The organism is Candidatus Brevundimonas colombiensis (assembly GCA_029202665.1).
Lineage (GTDB): Bacteria > Pseudomonadota > Alphaproteobacteria > Caulobacterales > Caulobacteraceae > Brevundimonas > Brevundimonas colombiensis.
On record CP119326.1, the window covers coordinates 1,961,177 to 1,980,079 of the forward strand.

The 18,903-nt window shown below is 68.3% G+C and carries 15 protein-coding genes; 11 read left to right on the forward strand and 4 right to left on the reverse strand.

Annotated elements, in window-relative coordinates; translation table 11 throughout:
• Positions 1-127: 127 nt before the first annotated feature.
• The 10 genes from P0Y50_09400 (at position 128) to P0Y50_09445 (ending at position 10,873) form a co-directional block, all read left to right on the forward strand.
• Positions 128-787, forward strand: coding sequence for a flagellar basal body-associated FliL family protein (locus P0Y50_09400; GenBank protein WEK38765.1), 660 nt, complete (start codon positions 128-130; stop codon positions 785-787).
• A 2-nt stretch (positions 788-789) separates the two neighbouring features.
• Entirely contained in the window at positions 790-1,833 is a 1,044-nt protein-coding gene (fliM, locus tag P0Y50_09405) for a flagellar motor switch protein FliM (protein ID WEK38766.1), read from the forward strand.
• Positions 1,833-2,438 (forward strand): DUF6468 domain-containing protein, encoded by a 606-nt coding sequence (locus tag P0Y50_09410; GenBank protein ID WEK38767.1) that lies wholly within the window; start codon positions 1,833-1,835, stop codon positions 2,436-2,438. The genes fliM and P0Y50_09410 overlap by 1 nt, the downstream gene beginning before the upstream one ends.
• A 17-nt stretch (positions 2,439-2,455) precedes the next feature.
• Positions 2,456-3,376: a hypothetical protein gene (locus tag P0Y50_09415; protein ID WEK38768.1), complete on the forward strand. Its 921-nt coding sequence runs from the start codon at positions 2,456-2,458 to the stop codon at positions 3,374-3,376.
• Between the two features lie 100 nt (positions 3,377-3,476).
• Positions 3,477-3,716 (forward strand): DUF3297 family protein, encoded by a 240-nt coding sequence (locus tag P0Y50_09420; GenBank protein WEK38769.1) that lies wholly within the window; start codon positions 3,477-3,479, stop codon positions 3,714-3,716.
• 43 nt (positions 3,717-3,759) lie between these two features.
• Entirely contained in the window at positions 3,760-5,199 is a 1,440-nt protein-coding gene (locus P0Y50_09425; GenBank protein ID WEK38770.1) for a M20/M25/M40 family metallo-hydrolase, read from the forward strand.
• 958 nt (positions 5,200-6,157) lie between these two features.
• On the forward strand, positions 6,158-6,817 hold the full coding sequence (locus P0Y50_09430) for a TetR/AcrR family transcriptional regulator (protein ID WEK38771.1): 660 nt from the start codon (positions 6,158-6,160) through the stop codon (positions 6,815-6,817).
• Between the two features lie 78 nt (positions 6,818-6,895).
• On the forward strand, positions 6,896-9,319 hold the full coding sequence (locus tag P0Y50_09435) for a TonB-dependent receptor (protein WEK38772.1): 2,424 nt from the start codon (positions 6,896-6,898) through the stop codon (positions 9,317-9,319).
• Positions 9,320-9,323: 4 nt separating this feature from the next.
• The gene (locus P0Y50_09440) at positions 9,324-9,512 is read left to right on the forward strand and encodes a hypothetical protein (GenBank protein ID WEK38773.1); all 189 of its coding nucleotides are present in this window, start codon (positions 9,324-9,326) and stop codon (positions 9,510-9,512) included.
• The gene (locus P0Y50_09445) at positions 9,509-10,873 is read left to right on the forward strand and encodes a zinc dependent phospholipase C family protein (GenBank protein WEK38774.1); all 1,365 of its coding nucleotides are present in this window, start codon (positions 9,509-9,511) and stop codon (positions 10,871-10,873) included. Before P0Y50_09440 ends, P0Y50_09445 begins: the two co-directional genes overlap by 4 nt.
• A 136-nt stretch (positions 10,874-11,009) precedes the next feature.
• On the opposite strand, the gene P0Y50_09450 is transcribed toward P0Y50_09445, so the two are convergent.
• The 4 genes from P0Y50_09450 to poxB all read right to left on the reverse strand — a co-directional run bounded on the left by P0Y50_09450 (position 11,010) and on the right by poxB (position 17,678).
• On the reverse strand, positions 11,010-13,325 hold the full coding sequence (locus P0Y50_09450) for an ABC transporter permease (GenBank protein WEK38775.1): 2,316 nt from the start codon (positions 13,323-13,325) through the stop codon (positions 11,010-11,012).
• Positions 13,322-14,359 carry an efflux RND transporter periplasmic adaptor subunit gene (locus P0Y50_09455; protein ID WEK38776.1) on the reverse strand — a complete coding sequence of 346 codons (1,038 nt, stop codon included), beginning with the start codon at positions 14,357-14,359 and terminating at the stop codon, positions 13,322-13,324. The genes P0Y50_09450 and P0Y50_09455 overlap by 4 nt, the downstream gene beginning before the upstream one ends.
• The gene (locus P0Y50_09460) at positions 14,356-15,876 is read right to left on the reverse strand and encodes a TolC family protein (GenBank protein ID WEK38777.1); all 1,521 of its coding nucleotides are present in this window, start codon (positions 15,874-15,876) and stop codon (positions 14,356-14,358) included. Before P0Y50_09460 ends, P0Y50_09455 begins: the two co-directional genes overlap by 4 nt.
• Positions 15,877-15,959: 83 nt before the next feature.
• Positions 15,960-17,678: a ubiquinone-dependent pyruvate dehydrogenase gene (gene poxB, locus P0Y50_09465; protein ID WEK38778.1), complete on the reverse strand. Its 1,719-nt coding sequence runs from the start codon at positions 17,676-17,678 to the stop codon at positions 15,960-15,962.
• A 148-nt stretch (positions 17,679-17,826) separates the two neighbouring features.
• On the opposite strand from poxB, the gene P0Y50_09470 reads away from it, so the two are divergent.
• Entirely contained in the window at positions 17,827-18,867 is a 1,041-nt protein-coding gene (locus tag P0Y50_09470) for a DNA adenine methylase (protein ID WEK38779.1), read from the forward strand.
• The last annotated feature ends 36 nt before the right edge of the window (positions 18,868-18,903 follow it).

The following is an 18,903-nucleotide window of genomic DNA, read 5'->3' on the forward strand; positions in this document are numbered from 1 at the left end:
TCCAGCCGGAATGCGGGTTTCGGCGGCATGGGAGACCGGGCGACCCGGCAAATCCTGCCCATTGTAAACGCGGCGTTAACCAAACCCGGACGATCTTCCCCACGAGACCACGCTCAGGGGCGCGCGCATGTTCAAGTTCGGCAAGAAGAAGGGCGACGCGAGCGCTGACGCCGCCCTGCCTGCCGTGCAGGACGGAGAGGCCGCCGCCGAGGGCGAGGCCGCCGCGCCCAAGAAGAAGAAACTGCCGCTGCTGTTCATCATTGCACCGGTGGCGCTGCTGGTGCTGGGCGGCGGCGGGGCGGCGGCCTTCTTCATGCTGAAGCCCAAGCCCGCCGAGGCGCATGGCGCTGCGGCCGAGGCTGAGGGCGAGCACGGCGGCGAAAAGGCCGAAAAGAAGGAAGAAAAGGGCGGCGGTCACGGCGGGGGCGGCAAGACGGGCGAGGCCGATGCGTCTCTGGGCGTCATTGCGGCCGGGCCGGACGGCGTGACCTTCTACACCCTGCCCGACATGGTCATGAACATTCAGTCGGCCGATGGCCGACCGACCTTCCTGAAGCTGAAGCTGACCTTGGAAATGCACGACGCCGGGGTGGCGACGCATCTTCAGGAGGAGATGCCGCGCCTGCAGGACATGTTCACCGGCTTCGTGCGCGAGCTGCGGCCCGAGGATCTGAGCGGATCGGCCGGCACCTATCAGCTGCGCGCCGAAATCCTGCGTCGCGTCAATCTGATCGCCGCGCCGGGCAAGGTCGACGCCGTGCTGATCGAAGAAATGCTGGTGCAATAGGCATGAGCGACGCAGCGCAACTGGACCCGTTCGGCGGCCTGGGCGACCCGGGCGACGCCCTGTCCGAACGGGTGCTGAACCAGGATGAGATCGACAGCCTGCTGGGCTTCGACCTGGGCGACGACGACGGAAGCGAACGCTCGGGCATTCGCGCCATCATCAACTCGGCGCTGGTGTCCTATGAACGCCTGCCGATGCTGGAGATCGTGTTCGACCGACTGGTCCGGTTGATGACGACCTCGCTTCGGAACTTCACCTCCGACAACGTCGAGGTGTCGTTGGACAACATCTCCTCGATCCGCTTCGGCGACTATCTGAACTCGATCCCGCTGCCGGCGATCCTGGCGGTGTTCCGCGCCGAGGAGTTGGACAACTACGGCCTGCTGACCGTCGATTCCAACCTGATCTATTCGATCGTGGACGTGCTGCTGGGCGGCCGTCGGGGCACCGCCGCCCTGCGGATCGAGGGCCGACCCTACACCACCATCGAGCGGGTGCTGGTTCAGCGGATGGTCGAGGTGGTGCTGAACGACGCCCGCCAGGCGTTCGAGCCGCTGACACCGGTGCATTTCAACCTGGACCGGCTGGAGACCAACCCCCGCTTCGCCGCCATCGCGCGCCCCGCCAATGCGGCCATTCTGATCAAGCTGCGGATCGATATGGAGGATCGCGGCGGGCGGATCGAATTGCTGCTGCCCTATGCGACGCTGGAGCCGATCCGCAAGATGCTGCTGCAGCAGTTCATGGGCGAGAAGTTCGGCCGCGACAACATCTGGGAAGGCCACTTGGCCACCGAGATGTGGACCACCGAAATGGAGGTGCGCGCCGTTCTGGATGAGCAGCAGATGCCGCTGTCCAGCGTGCTGAACCTCAAGGTCGGCGACACCCTGATGCTGAACGCCACGCCGGATTCGGAGGTTTCGATCCGCGCCGGCGTCATCCCGCTGACCACCGGCCGCATGGGTCGCAAGGGTCAGCATATCGCCGTGCGCGTGGAAGGGCCGGTCAATCCCGAGACCGCCGCCCGTTTGGAAGGAACCTTCTGATGGCCGGAATGATCATGGACGCGGTGCTGATGCTGCTGCTGGTCGCGGCGGTCGGGTACGGTGTCAAGCTGGAACGCAAGCTGTCGGCCCTGCGCGCCGGTCAGCTGGCCTTCGCCCAGGCGGTGACGGACCTGAACGCCGCCGCCGGCCGAGCCGAGAACGCCCTGGCGACCCTGCGCGCCTCGGGCCAGGAGACGGATCTGCTGCATGACCGCATCATCAAGGCGCGCGAGGTCAAGGCGCAGCTGGAATCCCTGATCGCCCGCGCTCCCGCGACAGCCGCCGCGCCGCCCCGCCATGCTGAGGAGGCCCTGACGCTGCGGGCGGAACCGGCTCGACGCGCCCCTGCGCCGATCCAGACCGCCGCCGCCCCGGCCTCCGAGGACGAGGCGCGCGCCGAGCGGATGGCGGCCCTGGCCGAGCGCATCCAGGGCCTGACCGGCCCGGCGACCACCCGCCGCGCCGCCGCCGCCGCGCCGACCGGGCGGGATAATGTCGCCGCCATCGTCCAGGCGTTGACGGCCGGCCGCTCCGCTAACCATTCCGCCAAACAAAGCCTCAACGCCGCGCGTCGTAATCTCGACGACGACCTGTTCGCCGCCTGAGTTCGGAACCCCATTAAATGGCCCGCATCCCCCGCCTTCTGCCCCTGATCGCCATCGCCATCGGCGGGGTGGTCGCCGTGCGCGCCGTGGGCGTGGCGCCGGGCCTGTTCGACGGGGCCAAGGCCTGGGCGGAGGAGGCCGCGCCCGCCGTGACCGGCGCCGCCAAACCCGCCTTGCCGGGGACCTGCGCCGCCCTGTCGCCGGAACAGCTGGCCCAGCAGGCCGGGATTTCGCCGGCCGAGCTGAAGATCATCCAGTCCCTGTCGCAGCGCCGCGCCGCCCTGGACGCCCGCGATCAGGACTTCGCCACCACCCTGCCGTTGATGGTCGCCGCCGAACAGAAGCTGGACGCCAAGATTCAGGCCATGACCGCCCTGAAGGCCGAGATGAAGCAGATGCTGGGCCAGGTGGACGAGCGTGAGAAGGCCGAGATCGACCGTCTGGTCCAGGTCTATTCCGCCATGCGGCCCAAGGAGGCTGCGCCCGTCATGGCCACGCTGGAGGACCGCGTGCGCCTGCCCGTCGCCGCCGCCATGCGTCCGCGCACCCTGGCCGCCATCATGGCCCAGATGACGCCTGCCCAGGCGCGTGAACTGACCGAGAAACTGGCCGCCCGCTTCCAGGCCCAGCAGATGGCCGCCCGCGCCGCCGCCGCCGAGGCCGCGACCCCGCCCGCCGCCGCGCCGACCGCCGCGCCAGCCCCGACTCCGGCCGCCGCCGCTCCCGCCGCAGCCCCGTCCGCCACGCCGGCCGTTCGCCCCGCGACGACCCCGGCGGCCCGTCCGACGCCGCGTCCGGCCGCATCGCGTCCCGCCCAGCGCCCGGCGACCCCGCCCGCGCGTCGTCCCGCCGCCACGACGCCGCCCGCCGCGACCGGGCCTCAGGCCTATCAGCCCTCGAACGCCGCCAACGCCCAGCCGCGTCAGACGGTGCAGTAGGTCGGGCGCCGACCACGCTTTCGGTTGGCATCCGCGCCGGGCGCCGCTATCACCGCGCCTTTCCGAGACCCCAGGCTTCCCGAGACCTCAGGCCCGCATCATGACCGACACGCCCCCCGACCGTCTCTCGGTCGATCCGTCCAGCCCCCATCACGACGCCGAGGTGCTTCAGCGCGGCGTGGGCATCCGCTTCAAGGGCGAGGAAAAGACCAACGTCGAGGAATATTGCGTGTCCGAGGGCTGGGTGCGTCTGGCGCTGGGCAACCGCGTGGACCGCAAGGGCAAGGCCCTGACCGTCAAATTGCAGGGGCCGGTCGAACCCTATTTCCAGAACGGCTGACACTGAATAGGCTCCGGGCCTTCGCGTCCAGGAGCCTGTCGCCATGTCCCGTCGTCTGATGTCCGCCAGCGCGTTCGCGCTGGGCCTCGTCGCCTTTGCGCCCCTGGCGCACGCCCAGGACGCCGCGACCGTTCAGCAGGCTGTCGTGGTGCGCGATGCGGCGATGCGCTCCAATATCGCCCTGGACTACGTCACCCAGCTGACCACCCGGTTCGGCGCGCGCCCGGCGGGATCGACGTCCGAACAGACCGCCGCCGCCTGGGCCGCCGACTATCTGCGCGCCAACGGCTTCCAGAACGTGCGGATCGAGGAATTCCCGCTGGTCGGATGGGAGCGGGGCGAAAGCTCGGCCGCCATCGTCGGCGACAACGCCCAGGCCCTGGTCGCGGCCGCCCTCGGCCATTCGCCCGCCACGCCGCGCGGCGGCGTCGAGGCCGAAGTCGTGCGCTTCGTCTCCATGGAAGATCTCCAGGCCGCCCCGGACGCGGCCGTGCGCGGCAAGATCGTCTATGTCGATCTGGGCCAGATGCACGCCATGCAGGATGGATCGGGCTATGGGCCCCAGACCCGCGTGCGCGGCGCCGGGCCCGGCGTGGCGGGGGCCAAGGGGGCGGCGGCCTTCGTCATGCGGTCCGTCGGCTCCGACGAGAACCGCATCCCCCACACCGGAACCACCCGCTATGTGGATGGCAAGCCGACCATTCCCGCCTTCGCCCTGGCCGCGCCCGACGCCGATCAGGTCAGTCGTCTGGTCGCCCTGGGCCAGCCGGTGCGGATGCGCCTGACCTCGAGCGCCCACACCTATGAGACCCACAGCCAGAATGTGATCGGCGACCTGCCGGGCGCGACCCGGCCCGACGAGATCATCGTTCTGGGCTCGCACATGGACAGCTGGGATCTGGGGACCGGGGCCATCGACGACGCGGCCGGGGGCGCCATCACCGTCGCCGCCGCCAAGGCCATCGCCGACAGCGGCCGTCGCCCCGCGCGCACCCTGCGGGTCATCTTCTACGGTTCGGAAGAGGTGTCGCAACCTACGCCCGAAACCGGCAACGGGGGCGCCGTCTATGCCCGCGCTCAAGGCGCGGCTCTGGACAAGCACATCATCGCCGGCGAGAGCGATTTCGGCGCCGACCGTGTCTATGCCCTGCGTCTGCCCGCCGGCGCCCAAGGCTCCGATTTCCAGAAGGCGGCGGCGCGCGTTCTTTATCCCATCGGCGTCCTGGCCTCGGATCGGGTCGAGACCGAAGGCGGCGTCGATGTCGGTCCCATGGGACCTCTAGGCGTGCCCTTCTTCGGCCTGGCCCAGGACGGAACCCGCTATTTCGACCTGCACCACACCGCCAACGACACCCTGGACAAGATCGACCCGGCTCAACTGAGCCAGAACGTCGCCGCCTGGGCCGGCCTGCTGTGGCTGATCGCCGATTCCGACGTCGATTTCCGCGCCATGAAGCCGGCTGCGCCCGCCGCCGCACACTAAATCGCTTGGAGACCCGGTCCGCTTCTGTCGATACGAGCCGGACCAATATGCCCCCTGAACACCAAGGTGCGTGGCCAGCGCGCTTCGGTTCGGCGCGTCTCGATTGGCGCGTTTGACCCCGAAATCACCGAGGCTCCGGCGGGATGCCATGTCGCTGACCGGTTGGGAGGGGCGTTTCTGTGGTCAAAAGAGCGTGGGCCGTCTTGGCGAAGACACGAACGCGGCTATAAAGTCCGCTCGGCTGGCGGGCGTGGCGAAATTGGTAGACGCAACGGACTTAAGCTGAGGATTGAGTGCGCTGGGGGAAACCCCGGACGTAGAACCGCTCAAAGTCGGGGAACCCTGTCAAATGGCGATCCCGAGCCAAGCCTGACTTCGGTCGGGAAGGTGTAGAGACTAGACGGGCGGCGTCTAAGGCTTTCGGGCTACGACGAAGGGATAGTCCAGACCACGAACGCCATCAGGCGGCGGCGAAAGTCGAAGTGGTACGAAAATCCGTCGGGCATTGCCCGTGCCGGTTCGACCCCGGCCGCCCGCACCACCGCAAGCCGTGGACGACATTGGCCGGCCACTATCTTCGGCTGATGAGATGCCGATGCGCCTTCACGCACGCCGCCCAACATGGGCGAGAGGCGCGATCGCGCACCGATTTACGGCCGGTCTTGATCATGGGCGCAGGGCGGCCGCTCGTGGACGCCCAACATCGCCTGCAGATTGACAACGACTTGGCGCATCGCTGAAGGCCCAACCGTTTTTTCAAGATCAGATCGTTCAATGCCGGCTCGTCGAGCATGGCGTCGATGAGAAACGGACGTTCGGCGGTCTGGTCGACTTAAGGCGTCAGTACCTCTTACCCTGTTGCGCGACCTGACGGCGCAGGTCAGTGTGTGACGGCTCAACCCTGGCGGAGGCTCGGCGGAGTGGAGTGTTTCATCTGTGACTGGCCGTAGAAGACTGAATGACGCACTATTCGCCCGCTGGCGGCGTGAGGGACCGGGCCAAGACGCGGATCCGCAATGAGATCGTTTCGGTCAGCCTGAGATTGTTCGCCGAACGGGGCTATGAGGCCGTTACGACCCAGGAAATCGCGGACGCCGTCGGCGTCACCCAGCGCACCCTGTTTCGCTATTTCGCCCGCAAGGACATGATCCTGTTCCAGGCGGACCACGACTATGTCGAACGGTTCGAACGCTATCTGGACGAAACCATTATTTCCGCCCCTACGCCGTTTGAAGCCGTGGCTTCGGCGTTTCAGTCGCTGGCCGCCTATTATGACGACAATCGCGGCCGGGTCAGCCTGATCTACGGCCTGATTCAGGGTTCGGAGCATCTGCGCCTGATCGAGCAACGGCGTCAGCAGAAGATCGACCTCCTGGCCGCCTACGCCATGGACGGACCGGACGCCTACAGGACGCGCGAAACCCCGCCCAGCCTGCCGTCCAGAATTATCGCCGCCGTCCTGTTCGGCGCGATCCGCCCGATTCAGCGCGCCTGGATCAGGGGCGAACTGACCGGGTCGCTGGCGGACTATGCCGCCGAAGGCTGGGCGCCCCTTGGACCCATCCATGACGCCGCCCGAAGCTATGCGGAAAAATTCACCGCATCATCCCAGGACTGATACGCGACTGTCATGAGATAAAATTAGTCAGCCGCTGACACGTTTTCGACTGGAAGACGTCAGTTGGGGGTTAATTTCATGAAACGTCAGCTTGCGGCATGCACGTCGCTCATCGCCCTGTGCTGGACCGGCCAGGCCCTGGCCCAGCAGACGCCGGCAGCACACGAGGCGACGACGGTCGACGAGATCGTGGTCACAGGCGAGAAGTTCGGGCGGAACCTGCAGGAGACCGCCACAAGCGTCGGCTATGTCGGGGGGCGCGACATCGCGGAATCGCCGATGATCAACGGGCGCGACGTGTTCGAGCGCCTGGTCAACGTCAACATCGCCGCCGCCGACGGCCGGTTCGCCATCCGGGGCGTGTCCTTTGACAACACCACCGGCGCGGGCTTCGGCGCCCTGGGGGTGATCTACATCGACAATGTGCGCCAGAGCGACAAGGCCACCCGTTTCGGCGGCGACCTGTTGTGGGACGTGCAGTCAGTCGAGGTGCTGCGCGGCGCCCAGTCGACGCTTCAGGGGCGCAACGCCCTGGCCGGCGCCATCTACATCAAGTCGCAGGACCCCACGTTCGACTGGCAGGCCAAGGGCCGCGTGATCGCCTCGCAGGGAAACGGCCGCGACTACGCCATCGCGCTGGGCGGCCCGCTGATCGACGACCGGCTGGCCTTCCGTCTGACTGCGGAAAAGCGCCAGTTCGACGGATTCGTGTCTAACCCCGTGCTGAACACCGATAAGGCTGGTTACGCCGATGATCTGATGATCCGGGGCAAGCTGCTGTTCCAGCCGACCGATGACATCACGGTCAGACTGGCCGTCAGTCACGCCGACGTCGAACGCCGCGACGCCCCGTCCGACACGCGCGTCCTGGGATCCGACGGTTATCTGGCGGGTGCGGCCGGCCGCGTAGGCTTCGAGACCGGCGTGCCCGGTCAGGCGTCGGCCAACCGGCGCGTCACCTATGTCGACATACCGGAGTATGACCGAAACAAGATCACCGCGGGCGCCCTGACGGCCGAATGGCGGCTTTCGGATGCGCTGACCCTGACGGCGGAAACCACCGCCTCATATTCGGACAATTACAAGCAGCGGGACGGTGACGGCGGCGCCTTCCTGTACAGCTTCCCCAGCAAGACCCTGACGGTCCAGAACCCTTATGGCATCGACGATTTCGACCGTATCCGAGACGGCGTCGTGCCGATGTCGCCCGTCGACATGCAGCATGAGCAGTTCCGCATCTTCAGCCAGGAAGTGCGCGCCAAATACGACGCCGGGGGCCGCCTGCGCGCCCTGGGCGGCGCCTACTACACCAAGGAACATGAGAGCGAGGACAACTTCAGCCTGCTGGTTTTCCGGGGTATGCAGGGGCTGGTGAAATCCAGCGTGCCTTCGGCCTACGCCGCCTACGCCCCGCTGCTGGCCAGCTTCTATTCAGCGGACGCCCCCCTCTACACGTTCAACGCCCAGCCGGTGGATGTCGAGAACTACGCGGTCTATGGCGAGGGCGAGTTCGATCTGACGACCCGACTGACCCTGAACCTGGGCCTGCGCTACGATCATGAGACCAATACCTCCGCCGTGATCAACTCCGGTGAAGTGCTGGGTCTGCCCGATCCGAAGGTGCTTGGCGCGATCAATCCAGGACTGGGCCAGTTGGCGGCGGGCGTGAACGTCGCCCTGGACCCCTTTGTCGAGGCGACCAGCCAGGCCGACCAGAGCTTCCAGGCCTGGCTGCCCAAGGCGGGCCTGCGCTATCAATTCAATGACAATACAGCCGTGGGTCTGGTGGTCCAGCGCGCCTATCGGGCCGGCGGGGTCAGCGTCAATGTGGTGCGCCAGTTGGTGACGCCGCTGCGGCCGGAATACACCTGGAACTATGAGCTTTATCTGCGCTCGGAACTCTTCGACAGTCGCGCACGCTTGAACGCCAACGTCTATTATGTGGACTGGACCGATCAGCAGGTCACCATCGACCTGTCTCAGCGCAACACCGACAGCATCGGCGCCAACGCCGGCAAGTCCCAGCTTTACGGCGGCGAAATCCAGTTTGACGGCGATCTGACCGACACCGTCTCACTGTATGGCGGCCTGGGCTACAGCCATACGGAGTTCACCGATTTCAACGTGAGCCTGCCAGACGCCGCGGCCACGCTTGGCGTCAAGATCGACCCCGACAGCCTGGCTTGGCTGGAAGGCAAGGCCTTCCCCAACGCCCCGCAATGGAGCGCAGTCTTGGGCGGCAGGTGGCGCGGCGCCGACGGCGCATTCGCCAACTTCAACATCAACTATACAAGCCACAGCTACGCCGACGCCGCCAATACGCGGCGGAACGACGCCCGCACGCTGGTGAACGTCCGGGCCGGGCGCGACTTCGGCCGCTTCAGCGCCTCGGTCTTCGCCCGCAACCTGTTCGACGTCGACTATGTCCGCGACGCCAATAACGCCCGTCCCCTGCTGGGCGACCCCAGGGTGATCGGCGTGGCGTTCGACGTGCGGTACTGAGCCGATGATGACGTTCCTCGTCGCCGCGTGCGCCCTGCTGCTGCTTGCAGCGGCCGGGGCCTGGACCTGGCGTCGCCTGTCGCGGCGTCCAGGCGGCGAGGGGCGTTTCGGCGCCGCCGTCTTCACGGTCTCAGCCCTCTCGCTGTCAGGCCTGTTTGTGTTCCTGACCGTCTTCTTCTGGGTGACGCGATGAAGCGTCTGATCCTGATGCTCTCCGTTCTTTTGGCGCTGCTGCCGATGCGGGCGTCCAGTTGGGACGGCGTGACGCACCGACACATCACGGATCTGGCCATCGCCGAGGTCCGTGACCCGGAACTGAAGGCCTTCCTCATGGCCCATCGCGACGCCCTGCTGTCCGGCGCGGACTTTCCCGACTGGGGCCACGCCCTGAAGCCGCACGGGGAACAGACCCATGCGGCCTTTCTGGACGCGGGTCTCAAGGACCTGATGCGCTCAGGGCGCGCCGAGAGCGATCGAGGACGGTGGCTGGCCTATTATCTTGGGGCCTACGCCCATGTGGTCGAGGATCGACTGCTGGACGCCACGCTGAAGCGCCGGGCGCCCGAGATCGGCGAAGCCCATCGCGACGATATGGAGAACGGCGTCCTGATGATCGCCGACCAGCGTCTGTTCGTGCGTGACCACAACCCCGTCACCCCGGCCGCCGACCTGACGCGCGTCTATGCCGCCTCGGGCTTCTTTGGTGAAACGCGCCTGAACGCAGGCAATCTGGCCGACCAGATGCGAATGGCCGAGGCGCATGAGAACAAGGTCACGCAACAGCTCAAACTGCTGTCCTTCCTGGCGGCGGGCGAATTGCGCCGGGTCTATCCCTGGGGCGCCGCGCACCTGATCGACGCCCCAGGCGGGGTTCAGTCCAACGCCCGCGCGGTGGCGGCGGGGTGGGAGGCGCTGTGGGCGCAACTGCACGGTCGTCCGTCAGCCTTCTTCACCTATGTCACGCCTGAGGCGGGCAGCGCCTTGCCCGTGCTGGACAATGGATCCCCCTATGGGCGGATCACGGTGATCACACGCCAGCGGATGGATGTCCGCAAGCTGGACGCCGAGCAGGTGACGCTGCGCGACAGCCAGGGCCGCCGCATCCCCGTCTCGGTCCATCCCTATATCGACGAACCCGATCATGAGGTGGACATCGCCTTCCAGATCGAAGCAACGCAGCCCTGGCGACCGGGCGAAATCTACAGTCTGGAGATCGCCCCCGGTCCCTATGCCGAAATCGATGCGGGCGCGATCGAACCCCTACGTCTCCGCTTCGGCGCCACCGCCCATCCCGCCTATGCCAACAGGCTGAATGCGCCCCGGCCATGGGCGATGGGGCTGTTCCTGTTCGTGCTGATCGGCGGGGGCGCCGGCCTGGTGTTCGGGGTGCCCGATCTGTTGAAAATCTTTCCAGGCCGGCATGCAGAAAGTCTGTGGTGCAAGGGCCTGAACGTCAGCCTGAAGATTATCGGCCTGTCCGGGTTCGCCCTGGCGCTGTGGCTATTGTGGACGAATGGGGCGGCTGTTGTCTCCTGGCTTCATTTTAATCACTGACCGTCCGCGCGGCGAAAGAGGATGACGCCAGGCTTCAGGTGCTGGGGTCGGTCAAAACGGCTACGGGGGGGCGCCTCATTCGGCAGGGTCTGCGCCGCCCGATGACCCAAGTCCCTGTCTCTCCGCCCGCACCAGCTCAGCGCGATGCAGATGGTCGCCGTGTCAGCCGATATGCGGCCACGGCGCCGAAGAGGAGGGCGAGGGCGGCGAGGGTCAGGAGTTCGGGGGCGACTTCGGGGATCGTTGCGCCGGCGGCGTTCAGCTTGACGAAGGCGGGGATGGCCGAGGTCGAGGGCGACAGTTTCGCCAGCCAGACCAGGGGCTGGGGCATCAGGAACGGGGGCCAGGCCGCGCCGCCCAGGAAGAACAGCGGCACCGAGGTTCCGACCAGGATCTGCATGGCGCGTTCGTGCCGGTCGAACAGGCTGCCGATGGCCAGGCCGAGCGCCGATACGCCCGCCGCGAAGATCGGCAGGGCGACCAGCACGCCCGCCAGATCGCCCATGCGCGGATAGTCCTGGAACCAGAAGACGAAGCCGAAATAGAACAGACCGGCCATGCAGCCGATCAGGGTCAGGGCCGACCACAGGCCCGCAAACCCGGCCAGCCCCAGCGGAGCCGACCTGGCCTCGCGTCGCAAACCCGCGAACAGGGCCGCGCCGAGCAGCAGCGTCTGTTGCAGGATGATGGCGCTGACGGCGGGCACAGCATAGCTGCCATACCCTTCGGCGGTGTTGTAGAGCGGCCGCTGGACGACGGTTGGCGCGCGTTCGGCGAGGCGTGTCGCCTCGGCCAGGGGCGACAGGGTGTGTTCGGCCGCTGCGGCCGCCGCGCCGGCCAGGGCCTTGCCCATGGCGGTGGCCCGGACCAGATAGGCGCCGTTCAGATAAAGACCCACCCCCTTGGGGTCGCCATGGATCAGGCTGGCCTGGAAGTCGTGGGGAATGTTCAGGACGGCGTCGACCCGGCCGTTGCGCATCATCCGCTCGGCCTCGTGGGGGGAGCGGACGACGACCACGGCGTCCAGGGCCTGGGTGGCGTCGATCTCGCGCACAAGACGGCGGCTGAGCGGCGAATCGTCCTGATCCGCGACCGCCAGCGGCAGTTTGACCGGCGTCTGTCCCGCATAGGCCAGCGGATAATAGAAGGCGTAGGCGACCACCGCCAGCAGCAGGGTGCTGGACAGCGGGCGATGCCTGAATATCCCCGCGAAGGCCCCCAGAAACGCGCCGCCGAAAGATTGGGGCGGCAGGTCCAGGCGGATGGGCTCCGGCTTGGGGTCGCGTCCGGCCAGTCGGTGCGCCAGCGGAACGGACAGGGCGAAGGCGCCGACGGCGACGCCCGACAGGATCAGCAGGGACGGCAGGGAGGCGGACAGGTCGGACCCCAGAACCATCTGCTGGCTTTGCAGCCGCAGATAGTGGGTGAAGGGCAGGACGGCGCTCCAGATCTGCGAAAAGGCGGGGCCGTGGTTCAGCGGCAGTGTGCCGTTGGAAAAGGCGATGGCCGCGCCGGCGTAGATGGCCGTGGCCGAATAGCTGACATCCATATCCCCGGTCAGGGCGATCAGCAGGGCCGACAGGGCGGCGGTCGCGGCCATCAGGGCGATCAGGCCGGCGGTCAGCATCGGCAGGCTGCCCTCTATCCCCCAACCGCGCCAGCCGCACAGCCAGGCGATCCAGGCCAGACCCCACAGGGTGAAGACCAGGACATAGGGCGTCAGCTTGCCGGCCAGGGCGGCGATCAAACGGCCATCCATCCGCGCCGACCAGGCTTTCAGCGAGCCGCCGCGCAACTCGCGCCCCACGCCCATCACCGCCGCGCACGCCATCAGCAGATGCAGCACGCCCGGCGCGATCAGACCGCCCAGGAACAGTTCGAAACTGAGCTGTGGATTGCCCAGCAGCGTCACCTGGACGGCGGGCGGTTTCAGGTCGGCGGCGGGCAGGCCGGCGGCGCGGGCGCGCGCCAGGATCATCGGCGCGGCGGCGTTCGCCAGGGCCAGCGTCTGGGCGCCGGACGCCAGCGACCCGACGGTCTGGAAGGCGCCGTTGTAATAGACGATCACGGCGTCGGACTGGCGAAAGGCGTTCCGTTCGACCCCCTTGGGAATATAGGCGACGCTGTAGATCCGGCCCGACCGCATCAGGGACCAGGCGGCTTCCAGATCGGTCGGCTGGGCCACGACGCGGATGCCCGCGCTGGCCTGCATGTCGCGGATGGCGGCGCGGCTGAAGCTGGAATGGTCCTGGTCCACCACGGCGACCGGGACGTCGCGCATCACCCCCTGGAACAGCATGGCCGCGATCACCGCCAGAAGAACCAGCGGCATGACGATCAGCAGGATCAGGTCCCAGCGGCTGCGGGCCAGATGCGCGACCTCGGCGTGAAAGGCGCGGGCGAAGACCCCGCCCGAGCGCCGGCCGGTCCGCCCGCCCGCCGGCGTCGTCACCGGGCCGGCCAGTCGAGCAGCACGCTCATGCCCGGGCGCAGGCCCTCGACAGGCGAGACGGGCTGGGCGTGGATTTCGAAGCTGCGCACATCATAGCCGCGCGACTGGCGCGTGGCGCGCCAGGTGGCGAAGTCGCCCTGGGGGCTGATGAAGGTGACGCGGAACGGCACGGCCTTGCGGTTCAGGGCGGGGATGTCGCCGCGCACGGTCTGGCCGATCTTCAACCCGGCGAAGGCGTCTTCCTTCAGGTTGAACGAGACCCAGACGTGGCTCAGATCGACCACGGTGAAGACCGGCACGCCGATCAGGACCAGTTCGCCCGGATTGGCGAAACGCTCGGCGATCTCGCCCGCGACGGGGGCGACCAGGCGGGTTTCGGTTTGCAGGGACTGGGTCTCGCTGACGCCGGCGCGGGCGGCGGCGACCTGGGCGTCGGCGATGGCCTTGTCCTGTTGGCGGGTTCCGGCGACGGCCTTCAGATACTGCTGACGGGCGGCCTCGGACTGGGCGGCGGAGGCGGCGCGGGCGGCGACGGCCTCGTCGCGCCGCTGGGCCGAGATGACGCCCTCGGCGAACAGGTTCTCGGCCCGCCGGGCGGTCTGGGCCGCCAGTTGCGCCGCCGCCTGGGCGCCGCGCCAGACGGATTCCAGCGACCGCACATCCTCGGCCCTCGCGCCCAGGCGGCTGAGCTGCTGCACCGCCTCGGCGCCTTGCAGGACGGCGGCGGCCTGCTGGTCGCGCGCCTCTATCTCGGGGCTGGACAGGACCGCCAGCGCCTGGCCCTCGACCACCCGGTCGCCGGCTGAGGCCAGCAGCCGTTCGACGCGGGCGGGGGCCTTGGTGGCGACGGTGAAGGTCTCGGCCTCGACCATGCCCTGGACCTGGGGCGCGGCCGGGCGGGCGGCGAGATACAGGCCGACGGCGATGAAGACGACGACGGCCAGCACGGCGACCCCGATCGCTACGGTCCTGATCGTCGGGCGCGGGCGGCGGCGCGGGGCGGGCGTGACGTCCATGGGGGCAGGGTCGGTCATGGGGCGATCACCCGGTCGGCGCGGTTGAGATAGTCGGCGAACTGTCCGCTGCGATGGCTGGCGGCCAGAAGGGCGGCCAGGGACAGTTCGTATTCATAGGCGGCGGCCGCGCGTTGCAGCCGGGCCGTTCCCAAGAGATTGCGCGCGTCGATCACCGCCGAGGCCGGCGCCTCGCCCTCGCGGAACGACAGGTCCTGGATGCGCAGGTTCTCGGTCGCGGCGGCCAGGCTCGAATCCAGCGACAGGAACTGGCGGCGCGACAGTTCGACCAGATTATAGGCGCGGATCACCAGCAGGCGCACCTCGTCGCGGACGCCGCGCTCGACCTGTTCGGCGGCCTGGGCCCTGGCCTGGGCGGCGCCCAGCATCCGGCCGCGATCCAGCGACGACAGCAGGGTCAGGCGCGCACCCACGCCCACGGCCCAGTCGGGCTCGGTCGGCAGGGCGTGGTCCGGGTTCAGATTATAGGTCCCGAAGGCGAAGACGGACGGCTTGAACCGCGACCGGGCCAGATCGACGCCCGCCTCGGCCAGATCGCGGCCCGCCTGGGCCTGGGCGATGCGGGGATGGTTGGCGGCCCCTGAGGCGATGAAATCGTCGACCGGCGGGGCGGGCGAGGCGTTGACGAACAGGGGGCTGGTGGGGCGCACCCGACCCTGTACGTCCATCAGGCGCGACAGGCTCTGGACCGCCGTATCATGCTCCAGTTCGGCGCGGTCGACCTGGCGCTGGGCGGCGTCGCGGGCGACCTGGACCTGAAGCCTCTGACCGGCGCTGAGCACGCCTTCGCGCTCCATCACCTGGGCGTTGCGAAGGTGCAGGTCGAACCCGTCGCGGGTGTCGCGCGCGATGGTCAGGGCTTCGCGCGTCAGGGTCTGGCCGAAATAGGCGCGGACCAGATTGACGCTTTCGATGTCGCCCGCCTCGGCCTGGCGGGCGCGGGCCAGTTCGACATTGGCCCCGGCCGCGTCGCGCAGCGCCGGGATGGCGCCGCCGGTGTAGAGGGGGGCGACCGCCGTGGCGACGGGGCGGAAGACGGTGTCGGCGGTCCTGAGACGCACACTGCCGGGCAGGCTGGCGAAGAACTCGGGCAGGGCCTGTTGCAGCCGGTCGTTGATGGACTGAAGCACGTCGCCCGGCACGCCGGGCAGGTCGCCGATCAGCCCCGGCAGCAGCTGGCCGGCGACATCCTGGGCCTGGCCCAGGGCGTCGCCCAAATCGATGTCGAACGTCTTCTGATAGCGCAGCAGCTGGGCGTCCAGCGACACGGTGGGGCGGTTCAGATGCGCGACCGCGCCGGCCTGGGCCTCGGCCGCCAGGACATTGGCGTCGGCGGCGCGGCGCACGCTGGACACCCCGTCCAGCCGGGCCGCGGCCGCCTGGAACGACAGGGCCACGCCGTCCGCCTCGGCCGCATCCTGCGCCCAGGACGGCGCCGTCGCCGACAGGACCAGCACGCCCGCCAGGATCGACAGGCGAAGCCCGCGTCGCCCGACCGTGGTCCAATCCTTCGCCATCCGCCGTCGTCCCCTTCGCCTCTGCCGCGAAAAGACGACATCGCCCGCGCGTCGTCCGAAGTCCAGACGCAGCCCGCCGACGGTCACAGATTGGTGCGCGCCAGCTCCAGAACCTCGTCCCCGCGCCCGTTCATGATGGCCTTGAGCATGAATAGGCTGAAGCCCTTGGCCTGTTCCATCTTGATTTTGGGCGGCATGACCAGCTCCTGGCCCGCCGTGACCACATCGACCAGGACGGGACCGGGGTGGGCCAGGGCCTGGGCGATTGCATCCTCGACCTGATCCGACGCCTCGACGCGGAAGGCCCTGATTCCCATGGCCTGGGCCATGGCGGCGAAGTCGGGGTTCTTCAGATCGGTGCCGACGTCCAGGAAGCCGGACGCCTTCATCTCCATGGCCACGAAGCCCAGCGAACCGTTGTTGAACACCACGACCTTCAGCGGCAGCCCCAGTTGCGACAGGCTGATGAAGTCGCCCATCATCATGGTGAAACCGCCGTCGCCGGACAGGGAGATCACCTGGCGGTCGGGCGCGGCGGCCTGGGCGCCGATGCCCTGCAACATCGCATTGGCCATGGAGCCGTGATTGAACGATCCCAGCAAACGACGCCGCCCGTTCATGGTCAGATAGCGGGCGGCCCAGACGGTCGGGGTGCCGACGTCGGCGGTGAAGACGGCGTCCTGGGCGGCCAGCCGGTCGATCACGGCGGCCAGATATTGCGGATGGATGGGTCGGCCGGCCGGCGCGGGCCGGGCCAGTTCGTCCAGACCCTTTCGCGCCTCGGCATAGTGTTTGCGGGCGGCTTCCAGGAAGCGCGGCGAGCGATCCGCCTTCAGGTGCGGGATCAGGGCGGGAACCGTCTCGGCCACGTCGCCCACGATCCCCTGCGCCAGATGGGCGCGCTTGCCCAGGGACGACGGGTCGCGGTCGATCTGGATGATCTTGGCGTCGGACGGGTAGAAGTTGCGATAGGGGAAGTCGGTCCCCAGCATGACCAGGGCGTCGCAGTTCATCAGGGCGTGGTAGCCCGACGAAAAGCCGATCAGACCGGTCATGCCCACGTCATAGGGATTGTCCCACTCGACATGCTCCTTGCCGCGCAGGGCGTGGACGACGGGGGCCTGGAGCGCCTCGGCCAGGGCCAGAACCTGGTCGTGGGCGCCGGCGCAGCCGCTGCCCGCCAGGATGGCCACCTTTTCGGCCCCGTTCAGCAGCTGGGCGGCGCGCGCCACATCGGCGACGGCGGGGGCGATGCGGGGGCGGGCAGGGGCGGACCATTCGGGCGAGGCGCCGTCCGGCGCGCGGGCCAGGGCCACATCGCCGGGCAGGACGATCACCGCCACGCCGCCCTTGCCGACCGCCGTGTTCAGGGCGCGGGCCAGGACGCCGGGAATCTGGGCCGGACTGGACACCAGCTCGCAGAAGTCGCTGCATTCGCGGAACAGCTCCTGCGGATGGGTCTCCTGGAAATAGCCCAGACCGATCTCTGACGACGGAATATGGGCGGCGATGGCCAGGACCGGAACCCGGTTGCGGTGACAGTCGAACAGGCCGTTGATCAGATGCAGGTTGCCCGGCCCGCAGCTGCCGGCGCAGACGGCCAGCTCGCCGGTCACGGCCGCCTCGGCCCCGGCGGCGAAGGCGGCGGTCTCCTCGTGGCGGACGTGCATCCACTCGATCTGTTCGAAGCGGCGCAGGCTGTCGTTCAGGCCGTTCAGGCTGTCGCCCGTGACGCCCCAGATGCGTTTCACCCCGGCCGAGGCCAAGGTCTTGGCCAGAAGGTCCGCGACGGTCATCGCCATAATGATATTCCCGGTAGGTCTGCTGTTTTCGACGACCGGAGCGACACGTCCGGCCCAGCTTAACAATGCGCGGATCGCCATTCGGCTGCGTGCGATCTGTCGCGCTGCAGCAAAGCCGCTATGGTGCGACGATGACTCGGACCGCGGCATGATCAAATACATCGGCTCCAAGCGCGCCCTGCTGGGTCATGTGACGGGGGCGATCATCGGCGTCCTGCCCCACGGCGGGCGGGTCTGCGACCTGTTCTCGGGCACCGCGCGGGTCGGTCATGCGCTGAAGAAACAGGGGTTCCAGGTCTGGTCGAACGACGTCAACGCCTATGCCCACGCCCTGGCGACCACCTATGTCCAAGCGGACCGGGAGCGGTGGATCGACCGGGCCGAGGCGGTGCTGGCGGAACTGAGGACCGTTGCGCCCCAGGCGGGCTGGTTCACCCAGGCCTTCTGCCGCGACGCCCGCTACTTCCACCCCGACAATGGCGCGCGCATCGACGCGGTGCGCGACCGGATCGAGGCGATGGGGCTGGAGCCCGAGCTGAAGGCCATCGCCCTGGTCAGCCTGATGGAGGCGGCGGATCGGGTCGACTCCACCGCCGGGGTGCAGATGGCCTATATGAAACAGTGGGCGCCGCGCGCGCTGAAGCCGCTGGAGTTGAGGACGCCGGATCTGGCGCCGGCGGCGGCGGGCGGACCCTGCCGGGCGACCCAGGGCGACGCCGTCGAGATCGCCGATCAGATCGAGGCGGACCTGGTCTATCTGGACCCGCCCTACAACCAGCATTCCTATCTGGCCAACTACCACTGCTGGGAGAGCCTGGTCCTGTGGGACCGGCCCGAGACCTATGGGGTGGCCAACAAGCGGGTGGACGTGAAGACCCGCAAGAGCCCCTTCAACAGCCGTCCCGGCATCGGCCCGGCCCTGCGGTCGGTGATCGAGCGGGTCAGGGCGCCCAACCTGATCGTCAGCTTCAACGACGAAGGCTATCTGAGTCGGGACGAACTGGTCGAGATGCTGTCGGCGCGCGGCCATGTGCAGGTGATCGAGGTCGCCCATCCCCGCTATGTCGGGGCGCGCATCGGCATCCATAATCCCAAGGGCGAGAAGGTCGGCCAGGTGGGGCGGCTGAGGAATGTGGAGCAGCTGTTCGTGGTCACGGATCGGCCCGTGGCCCTGCCGGTCGCCGCATAATCCCAATCAAAACAACCTCGGCCGGGCGGGAACGCG

Excerpts from the sequence above, each read along its gene's own strand:
- P0Y50_09400 (WEK38765.1), top strand. The coding sequence starts at position 128 with ATGTTCAAGTTCGGCAAGAAGAAGGGCGACGCGAGCGCTGACGCCGCC.
- fliM (WEK38766.1), top strand. The coding sequence starts at position 790 with ATGAGCGACGCAGCGCAACTGGACCCGTTCGGCGGCCTGGGCGACCCG.
- P0Y50_09410 (WEK38767.1), top strand. The coding sequence starts at position 1,833 with ATGGCCGGAATGATCATGGACGCGGTGCTGATGCTGCTGCTGGTCGCG.
- P0Y50_09415 (WEK38768.1), top strand. The coding sequence starts at position 2,456 with ATGGCCCGCATCCCCCGCCTTCTGCCCCTGATCGCCATCGCCATCGGC.
- P0Y50_09420 (WEK38769.1), top strand. The coding sequence starts at position 3,477 with ATGACCGACACGCCCCCCGACCGTCTCTCGGTCGATCCGTCCAGCCCC.
- P0Y50_09425 (WEK38770.1), top strand. The coding sequence starts at position 3,760 with ATGTCCCGTCGTCTGATGTCCGCCAGCGCGTTCGCGCTGGGCCTCGTC.
- P0Y50_09430 (WEK38771.1), top strand. The coding sequence starts at position 6,158 with ATGACGCACTATTCGCCCGCTGGCGGCGTGAGGGACCGGGCCAAGACG.
- P0Y50_09435 (WEK38772.1), top strand. The coding sequence starts at position 6,896 with ATGAAACGTCAGCTTGCGGCATGCACGTCGCTCATCGCCCTGTGCTGG.
- P0Y50_09440 (WEK38773.1), top strand. The coding sequence starts at position 9,324 with ATGATGACGTTCCTCGTCGCCGCGTGCGCCCTGCTGCTGCTTGCAGCG.
- P0Y50_09445 (WEK38774.1), top strand. The coding sequence starts at position 9,509 with ATGAAGCGTCTGATCCTGATGCTCTCCGTTCTTTTGGCGCTGCTGCCG.
- P0Y50_09455 (WEK38776.1), bottom strand. The coding sequence starts at position 14,359 with ATGACCGACCCTGCCCCCATGGACGTCACGCCCGCCCCGCGCCGCCGC.
- P0Y50_09460 (WEK38777.1), bottom strand. The coding sequence starts at position 15,876 with ATGGCGAAGGATTGGACCACGGTCGGGCGACGCGGGCTTCGCCTGTCG.
- poxB (WEK38778.1), bottom strand. The coding sequence starts at position 17,678 with ATGGCGATGACCGTCGCGGACCTTCTGGCCAAGACCTTGGCCTCGGCC.
- P0Y50_09470 (WEK38779.1), top strand. The coding sequence starts at position 17,827 with ATGATCAAATACATCGGCTCCAAGCGCGCCCTGCTGGGTCATGTGACG.